Origin of the sequence: Shewanella surugensis, assembly GCF_023284005.1 — a bacterium.
GTDB classification, from domain to species: Bacteria; Pseudomonadota; Gammaproteobacteria; order Enterobacterales; family Shewanellaceae; genus Shewanella; species Shewanella surugensis.
Genome location: NZ_JAKIKS010000062.1, coordinates 22195 through 33329, shown reverse-complemented (window position 1 = coordinate 33329; position 11135 = coordinate 22195). Strand labels below are relative to the sequence as shown.

The window sequence follows — 11135 nt, the reverse complement described above, 5'->3', positions numbered from 1 at the left end:
AACCTTATTTCCACTACGAGGCGTTTGAGCTTTTTTCGCTCAGCCTTATCCGCTGGGGAGTCTGAGGATGGTGATTTAGATGAATTGCAAGAACTGAGTGTAAGCCTGTCTACATATTCACGTAGCTTTTGCCAAAGCTCACGGATAAACAGGTTGGCTTCGCTGATATTATCAATCGAAGGGGGCTCTTGCTCGAATTGTTTTTTCTTTTTCATGTCAGCATGATGACACCAAAAAACGATCGTTCAAGTGGTCATTGTGATCTTAATAAGATCGCGGTATTTATTGTCAATAGGGGCTGGTGAACGGTTACGGTTCCGACATCGGTTTTACTAATAATATTACCCAGCTCATCGTAACGAACCGCATAGCGCTGCGTCCCACCTCCGTTACTTAAGGTAATATCCGTTAGTCGATGTAGACATCATAAGCAAAGCTTTCATCGATGCCGTTTAAGTTATCGTAGCGGTACTCTAAGTCCCCAAATTTATCCAAATGATAGCTTAAATTTTGCACCCCACCTGACTGACCCGTTTTTATCTCGGCGCACTGGCTGTCTATATTTTCTTTATCTTGCTTTTTGCAAGAAAAAACATCTCGGCTATAATTTTCAAATAAGAGCTGTTTACGGCAACTAAATATTGGAGAAGGAACTATGTCGTATCATATACAAGGTAGTCTACTTGAGGTTTGTACCTGTAAAGTTCTATGCCCATGTTGGGTGGGAGAAGATCCCGACTTTGTCGATTGTAAGTCCGCCATGGCTTGGAATTTTGAACAAGGAAACATAGATGGAGTAGATGTAAAAGGGCTTACAATTGGCTTAGCTGTTTTTATCCCTGGTAATGTGCTTGATGGTAACTGGCGGGTCACTATGTTTATTGATGAAAATGCAAACGATGAGCAGGCAGCAGCGATTCAAGCCGTTTATTCTGGCACAAAAGGAGGGCCAGTAAAGGATCTTATTCAATTAGTAGGTGACGTAACTTCAGTAGAACGAGTACCTATCATCTTTAACGCTAAAGAGGGTAAGGGTACATTAAAGATTGGGGACGTCGCTTATGCTGAACTCGAGGCATATCGCAGTGCCACGGGAGAGATCACCACACTTACTAATACCATTTTCTCTACGGTACCTGGAGCACCGGCTTATGTGGGCAAGGCAAGTAAATTTGTAATCAAGAGCGAACCGCTCAATATTGACCTTGATATTGAAGGTTTTAACGCTATTCAAAGTGACTTTTTATTCGAGCACTTAAGTGAATAACTCTAGCAAAATAGATACACCCAACGGAATCAATATTCGCCCATCAAGCAACCTTATAAAAGTAGTGTTAGCTAGTATTGTTATATTAGCCTGGATTGTATTGTGGTGGCTGGAACAGTCGCAGTACGGTTCGATGTTTCACCGTCACCCTGAAGAAGGTGGACATGCCCACCATGCACATGTGTCGGCATGGTTTTCTTCCATTACCTTCTTGATCGGGTGGCTTTTGATGACCATAGCCATGATGCTACCGACAACGGTTCCCTTGATAAACCTGTTTTGTCGTATGGTTTCACCTCGGATAGAAGCACGTTTCTTAGTTGTTTTACTATTAGCTGGTTACCTTTTGTCATGGTTAGCCTTTGGTTTCGCAGCGTTAGGACTCATATGGACCATTGAACAAATTTTGGCTAATAACTCATTGCAACAAGTTTGGGCCTGGAGTGCTGGACTTTTTTTATTGGCGGGGGCTTTTCAATTCTCTAAGTTAAAATACGCTTGCCTAGAAATGTGTAGAACTCCTCTCGGGTTCATATTTAGTCACTGGCACGGAAAGAGAGAGCTGTTCGAGGCTTTTAACATAGGCTGGCAACATGGTATATTTTGTGTTGGTTGTTGTTGGGCATTGATGTTGCTCATGTTTGCTGTCAGCACGGCAAGCCTTGGTTGGATGCTGTTATTGGCTTTTGTAATGGCAATCGAAAAGAATGCCCCCTGGGGGGGGAAACTTAGTCGCCCCCTTGGATTAGTTTTAATAATCATAGCTATAGGGATTGTGTCATTCAACTTTTCAAGTTGGTAATTAGTAATCCGTTAACGCCCTTTGGGGAATAGAGTCATTTTTCTATAGTGTATAAAGTAGGTAAGAAAGTCACGATTAATATCTGGAGTAGACAGTAAGTGTAATAGTTAATGTCAAAAAACTAGAAACTCATATCTATATAAAATATAATAATTTTTATGAGCTATTTGATGTCAATTGACTAACCAACGACTTTCCTAATAATACTACCATAATTCCTCCTAGAATCATCAATGATGATAATACGAGTCGTAATGAAATCATTTCATTTGTAAATAGCACACCACCAATGGCCGCTATTACAGGTACAAGTAATTGAACAACTGCCGCTTGTGTCGTCGAAAGCCCCCTGAGAGCAATGTACCAAACCGTATATCCAAGACCAGAGGCTATGCCTCCAGACAAGACTGCCAGCAAAACACCTACATGAGACAAATTAGCCTGCTGAATTGTCACTGCTAATAAAATCATAATAAAAGGTAGTGTGCGGAGGAAATTGTATGTAGTATCACTTAAAGGGTGTTGTGAGCCTCGGCCTAAAATTGTATACGTCCCCCATGCAATACCAGCTACAGTCATTAGTATAAACCCCATTAAAGAGGGGGTTGTTAAACTCGGTAGAACCAAGTATATAAACCCAATAAACGCGGTAAAGATACCTATCCATTCAGAGTAATGAAGTTTGTGTCCTGATATCATGTTGGTAAGAATCATTGTGATCTGGACCGCCCCAAACAGAATCAAAGCACCTGTACCTGCTTCTAAAGAAATATAAGAAAATGAGAATGTTATCGCGTAGAGGAATAGCATAGCGGATGCTTTCCAACTCCCTTTTGACGGCGACAAACTATCGTTTTTTTTTATTTTCAAAAGCACTACTAAAACGATGATGCCAGATAACAACCGAATAATCGTAAAACTTGCAGCATCAATAGCATTTGTCCCCAGCGCCATCCGACAAAGGATTGAGTTAGCAGCGAATAAGAACAATGCAAGACTAGTACAAAAGGGGAGTTTTAGTATTAATCTGTTCACAGCACTGAACTCCTAATTAATTTTCTGAAAAAAATATCATTATTTTTTAAACTAAATGGCGAATTCAACTCGCAAGTGCAACACTCGCTTATGCCACCTGACGTAGCTTTTTAAATACTACTTTAGGCTGATTATAACTAAGACACTTTCTTGACCTTAAGCTCTTTACCTCTTGATTTTTCTGAACTTATCCCTCCTTAACTTGACTTAAATCCATTCCTTTGGGAAATACTGCCTCAGTAGCCCATTAAAGTTTTCATTTAATCCACGCTCATAAGATGAGTGCAGATGAGCAAAGTATGCATCTGCTTCTAGTGCTCTTGCGACTGCTGCATGCTTACTATCAACGCGTTTCACTAAATAAAAGTGACTGTTACGCTCAGCTAATGTGACAAAGAGGCCTGAGCCTTATTTTCCTATCACAGTATCGGCTTCCCAGTCTCCTAACCGCTCTCGCGTGTCTACTATTTCTGGGCGTTCATCAATCGATACCGCATTTAAAATAGGGCTACGGCGTTTTTTATGCTTTCCTTTACGATATCGCTTATGCCCTTATCCAAGGTGCTTATAAAGCTCCCCACCGTTGGCTTTATCTTGAGCAACATACCGATAAATCCACTCATGTAAGACAGGTAGATGTATCAGCTTGCCAATATTGCTAATTTGTTCAGGACTCCATTGCTGCTCAAGCATCAACCCTGTAAACATCACAGCTTCTTGTCTTACGGTGTATTTCGTTGCTGATTCTGCCTGCCGCGATTTGTTGAACTTGCTCAGGGTGATAACCTTTTTCCGTACTATTTCTGATTAACCCCGCCCAATAGTTGCTGGGTGGACACGTAATGCTCGTGCGATGGCAGCTTTGGAATATCCTTGTGTAAGCAATGCTGAAATTTGATATCTTTTATCTTCGGTCAACTGTTGGTAGCTCATGGTAATACTGCTTTGATTTTGGCGATGAAAAGCATACCACTACCAGCAGTTGGCTTCTCTTCTCTTCTCCTCACCTAATTATCCATGAGTGTCGCACTTAATTATATGAATTTAGGGTTAAGCCTGTAATGTATATTGTTCTAAAATAAATCTTTTTAACTGCTCAAACAATAATTTATGCCCTAAAGCATTACAATGTAACCCGTCAGAGTGCAATACCTCCTCTAAAGGAACAGTTTCCCACAATTGAAAGAAATCCAACAACATCGCCCCTTTCTTTGCACAAACGTCCCGTAACCCTTGGCTATAATACTCTGCATCAGAGGATAAATAATAACTATTTGATTGAAGGTAAGGCATTGTTTTGCTCTCTATGAATGGAACACCCGTTAACATTAAAACGGGTGATAAAGATTGTGCCTCATCAATCAACTTTTCCATTGAACTCATGAAAACCTCAAGAGAGACGACATTTTTTGCATCCATACTTCCCTCACGACGAATATCATTAAACCCTGGGTATAGAATGATCAACTCAGGCCGCCTTGGTGCCGACTCAACTGCGACTCGCTGAATTAAGCGATCCGTCCCCTCTCCAAAAATACCCAATGAATAAACGAAGAACCTAGTATTTAAACTTTCATACCATAAACGTAACCGATGAATAAAACCGCCCCATTCGTCATCACCTCGACCGTAAATAGAGCTCGATCCTAGTGCCACTATCCTTTTTGGTAACAAATTCCGCCCCTTTTTTAAACTCTATTCAGTACACGGTCGATTCCTAGCAGCGTCAACACTCATTCTTTACTACTCGATTCGGCTTGCATATTATAAATAGCCCAATAGCGATACATAAAGCTGTCTAACGCCGTTTTGTCTGGATAATCAAATTCATATTTATTATGAAAAAATAACGTTAAACTTGTTCGCGCATCGGTCAACCAAACGGTATAGCCATCGACATCCGATTCGACACATAACCCTTCATAATGATAAACGCCCTCCTTTTTAACGCCATATTGAGTAATTTTATTCACTACGGCTAAGGCTTGATGTACATCAATTTCATTTTTCATAGCGACTCCTTATCAATGCATGAGGGATATAGAGGTGAGAATGTCTATAAGGTTTATCTCAGTTTGCGCTTCACCTCTGCGACAAAGCAAGCAATAATACTATTTCAATCTCTTTTTACCCCTTAAGCAGTATACTCAGCATATTCCCGCAATCATTTTCACCGCAAGGCTGACTTATGCAATCTATTATCGAAATCAGCTGGGCTGAACTCGCGTTTTTCAGCCTTATTCTGCTGCTTCCTATAGGGATCAATTACTATCTTAAGCTGGCGTTGGCGAAAGAGATTGTCATCTCGTCCGCAAGAATGACATTACAACTCATTCTCGTCGGGATATACCTGCAGTATTTATTTACACTCAACAGCTTGTGGATTAATTTTCTGTGGTTAGCTTTAATGGCTCTCATTGGCACAAGCTCCATTATAGGTAAAAGCCATTTACCTAAAAAACCGTTATTCTTGCCAGTATTAACAGGCTTGATGGTTGGTCTCATACCGCTATTATTTATCATCCTCGCAGGCTTACTCTCACCCCAACCTGTATACAGCGCCCAATATTTAATCCCACTGGCCGGTATGCTGTTAGGCAATAGTTTAAGTGGCAATATTGTCGCACTTCAGCGACTTTTTAGCTCATTTAACGATAGAAAAATGGAGTATGAAGGTATGCTCGCGTTAGGCGCGACTCCCAAACAAGCCGCCTTTCCTTTTATACAAGCCGCCATACAGCAATCCATGGCTCCCATACTGGCATCAATGAGTACCACAGGATTGGTCACCCTACCTGGTATGATGACAGGACAAATATTAGCGGGAGCCGATCCTATTATCGCCATTAAGTATCAATTGGTTATTTTGATGGCTATTTTTGTGATGATCATCATTTCAGTCACCACAGCCCTGTTATTGACAACACGCCGACTCATTAATACCAGTGGCCTTATTCTTGTGTCACCAAGCAAGTCTTAGCGCGTTGTCAATTTATTCACCCAGCATTTCATGATAAATCGCTCTCACATTGTGCACACTAGGCTCCACTCTCTCATAAGGTAATATACTCGGCAGTCTTTGTAAGGTTAAACGATGATTCTCATCCCTCAAATAACAATAGGCTTGAGTTAAATAATCAGCTTGGTTCACACAAATTAAATCCAAATCAGCTAATGCACTGAAAATACGAATATTATCAGACCAACTCGCTAATTCTTTATACTCATGAGCGTGAGCTAGCACTAAATATTGGGCAATAAATTCAATATCGACCATCCCCCCACAACTTTGCTTTAAGTCAAAATATTGCGGGGTGACTTTCAGTAAATGATCGCACATTTTTTTTCGCATCACCTTGACATCCGTGGCTAACTGCACAGGCTCTCTTTTTAACCTCACCACATCACTGCGTAACTCGCTAAAACGGCTAGACAACTCATTATCACCAAATAAACAACGAGCCCTAACTAATGCTTGATGCTCCCATGTATGCGCTTCCTCTTTTTGATATTGACCAAAACTTTCTATTTCACTAACCAATAATCCTGAAGCACCAGAGGGCCTTAATCGCATATCGACTTCATATAATTCTCCCGATAAGGTACGGGTAGAAAATAAGTGCAAAATCCGTTGGGCAAGTTTGAGGTAAAAACGACCAACATCGATGGGCTTACCGCCATTGGTTTGAGCCTGTCCCTGACTGTTATGTAAAAAAACCAAGTCTAAATCGGAACCATAGCCAAGCTCCACGCCCCCCGCTTTACCATAACCCACAATCGCAAACCCCATCTCATTGTGAGCTAAATTGGGCGGCACGCCATGACGGGCTTTAATTTCTGCCCAAGCTTGGATCACCACTTGCTCTGTTATCGCTTCCGCTAATAAGGTCAAATGATCGCTCACTACCATCACAGGTAAAATCCCCGTCACATCTGCGGCAGCGACTTTCAATTGCTGGGTTAACTTAAACTGCCTGAGTGCTTCCATTTGTTGCTCTAAATCATCTTCAGGCACCCTAAGTAAATATTGGCGCAATTCACTGGCATAATCACTTAAGGACGTTATGTGGTATAGCTGGGTAGGATCAATAAGCTCATCAAGTAACATAGGGAAGTTAGCTAATTGCTCGGCAATCCAAGGACTGGCACAACATAATCTCACCAGCTGCTGACGTGCCCCTGGGTTTTCATACAATAATTCTAAATAAGTCGTACGGGTTAAAATTTGATTCAACACTTTAGATACCGCTTCAAGTGCTGTAGAGGGGATTGTTTGTATGAAAAACTCTACAAATAATCTAGGCATTAACTTATCAAGCGTTTCACGCCCACGACTGCCTATAGTCCGATTCGCAATAGCTTGGCGCCACTCTTGTAAAATAGGCCAGAAATCAGCATTATCAATATGTTGTTCATCGAGTAATACTTGCGCATGATCTTGCGTATAAGTATGCCAGAGTTGCTGGGTCCAACTCTGATCCATCTCGTCTTGCCCCTTGCCCCCCACAGTGTCAATAAAATGGGCATGCACTTTTTTCATTGCCACATCTATCTGCATTTTTAATTTGTCAGGCGTACTAATACCCATACCATAACAAAGACGTTGCCAATTAAGCTCATCATCCGGTAAAGTTTGGGTTTGTTCATCATTAATGGCTTGTAATAAATTTTCGACTCGACGTAATAACACATAGTTTTTTTTCAGCTCATCGACGGCTAAATATTCCAATACTCCGAGTTGATATAAATTATCAATGGCTGAAAATAAACTTTGCTGCCTTAATGTCGGCTCACGGCCTCCTCGGATTAACTGAAAGCTTTGCACCACGAACTCAACTTCTCGGATCCCTCCTGCACCTAGTTTAATATTATTTTTCAGTGAACGTCGGCGAACCTCTTGAGTAATTAATTGCTTCATTCGTCGCAGGGCATCGATAGCCGAAAAATCAATATAACGTCGATAAACGAAAGGTCTTAACATGCTTTGTAAGGTTAGAGTATGCTCATCTTCAGGGCCTAATGGCCTTGCCTTTACCATGGCATAACGTTCCCAATCTCGACCTTGCTCTTGGTAATAATCCTCAAGGCCCGAAAAACTCACCACCAACGGACCACTTTCACCGTATGGCCGCAAACGTAAATCCACTCGATAAACAAAGCCATCACAGGTCACTTGGTGCAAAGCTTGAATTAAGCGCTGACCTAAACGAATAAAAAATTCTTGATTTTCAAGTGATCGACGCCCGCCCTTTGTCTCACCATGTTCAGGAAAAGTAAAAATTAAATCAATATCGGAGGAGAAGTTAAGCTCTTTCCCGCCCAATTTCCCCATCCCTAAAATTAATAAGGATTGGGGCTTCCCCTCTTCATCACATGGCGTACCATATTGCAAACACATTTTTTGATATAACCAATTTCTACCCGCAATAACCAGTACTTCAGCAAGCACTGACAAATCAACTAGAGAGGCTTCCAGTTCACAATAACCTAAGAAATCACGCCAAGCGATGCAGACCATTTGTCTATTTCGGTATGCCCTTAAAATGCTTTTAAAGCTTTCCTCATCCTCCACATTAATGAGTAATGCCTGCAGCTCATTGGCAAATTGATTTCTATCTAATGCACTCAGCCCACCATTAAATAAGTCAGATAACCAATCAGGATGACGGCAAATTTGCTCCGCGATGAAATCACTCAACCCCATGATACGACGTAACTCTTCTTGCTGAATATCATCTAATGTTAAAATAGCATTTGGGCAAAACGTGGAAAATCGCTGCCAAGCAGTCTCAGCAGTTTGTAAAAGAAGTTGAGAGAACAACTTGTTACCTTGTTCAAGCGTGGTCATAATACCCCTAGTGATCTTGACTATCGACATAATATGTCGTCGATGGTATAACTGTGCCTAAATCCAACTAATTGTGATGTACAACTTGTCTACCTTTATTAGGTAGAGCAACCGCATCACTTTCTTAACAGGTTGATTTTATGCTGCCATAGTTAAAGAGAATAAACCAAAATAACTGGCCAGTTAATGAACAGATCTTATTCTTTGTTCGCAGTGATTTTAGGCCTACTATAATTTACTTCTGGTATTTTTATCAAAATACCCATAATCATTAATTTGGAGAAAGCATGGCAAGAATGCTGCTAGGTGTTCTCACCGTCATACTTGCGTTATCGCTAACAGGATGTGGTGATGATAGACCGGAAAAAATAACCCAATTTCAAACATTGGCCCAACAACGTTTAAATACCCTCGCCAGCATGCTCAATGATGGTCAAATAAGAAATGCCACCTTACTGACTCAATATAGCAATATTTTGGCGAAACAAAAACCGGATCTAGCCCCATTATTAACCCAACTTGCAACCGATGCCACCCCAAATGGCCCCATATATAAGTCATTGGATCGACGTTTAGTCGAGTCAAAAAACGCGGCTAACTTTGTTGATTTAGATCAGCAACTATCTGAAGTTAAAAATATTTACCAAGCAGGCGATCCTAGTTTATACAATGATATGCTATCCGATCCGGTCAATGTCGTTGCCGATATGTCTAACGGTGAACTGGGACGGGTCAATGCCATCAGCCGTGAAGCATCGCAATTAGCCAATAGCGCTGACAGCAGTGACGGCAATCAACTCGTCGGTAACCCGTCTTATGGAAACTGGCAAACTGGTTCAAATGGGATGTCTATTTGGGCATGGTATGGCATGTATTCGATGTTTTCCAACCTCACACGAGGACCCGTTTATTACGATCGTTGGTCTAATGGACGTAACTACAGCTATTACAATGATGTCGGCCGCTCCCGTTATACTTCACCAAAGCAAGCGAGTGCGCAAAATAGTACTTATGAGCGCACCAAGAAACAATTCAACTCTCAAGGGCGAAAATTTGATAGCCCTTACGCAAAAAGCCGTACAGGGGGAGCAAGCTTGTCTCGACAAAGTACCAGCAGCCCAAAAGCCAGCTCTGTGGGTAACAAGAGTAGCTACTCAAAAACCAAAAGCAGTAGTAAGTATAATTCAACTTATTCAAAAGACAGTAGCTTCCGTAACTCCAGTAGCCGCACCACCCGTAGTGTTCGTCGGGGCAAATAATTTAAGGAACTGATATGACATTTTTTCAAGACTACGGCTTAACACCGGAACTCGCCGTTATTTTAGCCATTGATTTAACCATTGCCGTCATCCTACTGACCTTAATGCGTTATTTACAGGGCTGGAGTATTAATGTAAATAGCCACCATGAGCTGGCTGAAAAAGATAACTTTGCCTTTGGCATAAGCACGGCTGGCGGCGTGGCCGCCTTAGGTATTGTCCTAACTGGCGCGATAACCGGTGAAGCGGCTAGCTCGTATCTGATTGAAGCGATTGGCATGACCGCATACGGTGTATTTGGTTTAGTACTGATCAAACTTGGTCGTTTATTACACGATAAGATCGCCTTAAATGAAATCAATAAAAGCGAACTTATCATTAAAGGCAATGTCGCTGTGTCTATTGTAGATGCCAGCGCGGTCATCGCCACCGCAATTATTATCCGCTCAGTGCTCATGTGGGCTGAAGATTTAACGCTTGATACCTTCATCGCCATTTTTAGTGCCTTTATTGTTTCTCAGTTAATGCTGGTTCTATTGACTCGCTGGCGTGAATATCGCTACGCTAAGCGCAATCAAAATGCCTCAATGCAAACAGCCCTTGAACAAGGAGAAATCGCCATTGCAATCCGTCATGCAGGTTATCTGCTCGCAATGGCATTCAGCTTCAGCGCCGCAAGCCATTTTATCGATTATGATCCTCAAGCCTATTTTAACAATCTGATGGGCTGGCTTATTTTCTCTATTATCATGCTCGTCGCACTTTCGCTCTTGTTGGCACTGGTAAAGAAATTGGTACTCGCACAAATTAACATCACCGATGAAGTGGAAAAACAAAAAAACATTGGTGTTGCTGCCGTTGAAATGGCTATCAGTGTTGCCATTGCCTTAATTTTAATGGCATTAATGGCGTAACCGCTAATCA

General features: G+C 41.5%; 9 protein-coding genes and 2 pseudogenes. 5 read left to right on the top strand and 6 right to left on the bottom strand.

Annotated features, from left to right (window positions below):
* Positions 1-215 (bottom strand): annotated as a pseudogene (locus L2764_RS15460) (DUF6444 domain-containing protein); the annotation flags it as partial.
* A 440-nt stretch (positions 216-655) separates the two neighbouring features.
* Between L2764_RS15460 and L2764_RS15455 the strand changes: the two are divergent.
* Positions 656-1267 carry a DUF1326 domain-containing protein gene (locus tag L2764_RS15455; protein ID WP_248941163.1) on the top strand — a complete coding sequence of 204 codons (612 nt, stop codon included), beginning with the start codon at positions 656-658 and terminating at the stop codon, positions 1265-1267.
* On the top strand, positions 1260-2069 hold the full coding sequence (locus tag L2764_RS15450) for a DUF2182 domain-containing protein (protein ID WP_248941162.1): 810 nt from the start codon (positions 1260-1262) through the stop codon (positions 2067-2069). Before L2764_RS15455 ends, L2764_RS15450 begins: the two co-directional genes overlap by 8 nt.
* 156 nt (positions 2070-2225) lie before the next feature.
* On the opposite strand, the gene L2764_RS15445 is transcribed toward L2764_RS15450, so the two are convergent.
* From L2764_RS15445 to L2764_RS15430, 4 genes and pseudogenes are all read right to left on the bottom strand, one after another.
* Positions 2226-3104 (bottom strand): DMT family transporter, encoded by an 879-nt coding sequence (locus L2764_RS15445; protein WP_248941161.1) that lies wholly within the window; start codon positions 3102-3104, stop codon positions 2226-2228.
* A gap of 88 nt (positions 3105-3192) precedes the next feature.
* Positions 3193-4037 (bottom strand): annotated as a pseudogene (locus tag L2764_RS15440) (IS30 family transposase).
* A gap of 117 nt (positions 4038-4154) precedes the next feature.
* Positions 4155-4778: a GDSL-type esterase/lipase family protein gene (locus L2764_RS15435; RefSeq protein WP_248941160.1), complete on the bottom strand. Its 624-nt coding sequence runs from the start codon at positions 4776-4778 to the stop codon at positions 4155-4157.
* 59 nt (positions 4779-4837) lie between these two features.
* A complete protein-coding gene (locus L2764_RS15430) occupies positions 4838-5116 on the bottom strand; it encodes a DUF3081 family protein (protein WP_248941159.1) in 279 nt (92 codons plus the stop codon).
* Positions 5117-5292: 176 nt separating this feature from the next.
* On the opposite strand from L2764_RS15430, the gene L2764_RS15425 reads away from it, so the two are divergent.
* The gene (locus L2764_RS15425) at positions 5293-6084 is read left to right on the top strand and encodes an ABC transporter permease (protein ID WP_248941158.1); all 792 of its coding nucleotides are present in this window, start codon (positions 5293-5295) and stop codon (positions 6082-6084) included.
* A gap of 12 nt (positions 6085-6096) precedes the next feature.
* Here the strand turns inward: L2764_RS15425 and glnE are convergent, their stop codons facing one another.
* Positions 6097-8952 (bottom strand): bifunctional [glutamate--ammonia ligase]-adenylyl-L-tyrosine phosphorylase/[glutamate--ammonia-ligase] adenylyltransferase, encoded by a 2856-nt coding sequence (gene glnE, locus L2764_RS15420; RefSeq protein ID WP_248941157.1) that lies wholly within the window; start codon positions 8950-8952, stop codon positions 6097-6099.
* A 287-nt stretch (positions 8953-9239) separates the two neighbouring features.
* On the opposite strand from glnE, the gene L2764_RS15415 reads away from it, so the two are divergent.
* Both L2764_RS15415 and L2764_RS15410 read left to right on the top strand, forming a co-directional pair.
* Positions 9240-10211, top strand: coding sequence for a hypothetical protein (locus L2764_RS15415; protein WP_248941156.1), 972 nt, complete (start codon positions 9240-9242; stop codon positions 10209-10211).
* A 14-nt stretch (positions 10212-10225) separates the two neighbouring features.
* Positions 10226-11125, top strand: a complete 900-nt coding sequence (locus L2764_RS15410; RefSeq protein ID WP_248941155.1) for a DUF350 domain-containing protein — start codon at positions 10226-10228, stop codon at positions 11123-11125.
* Positions 11126-11135 lie beyond the last annotated feature (10 nt).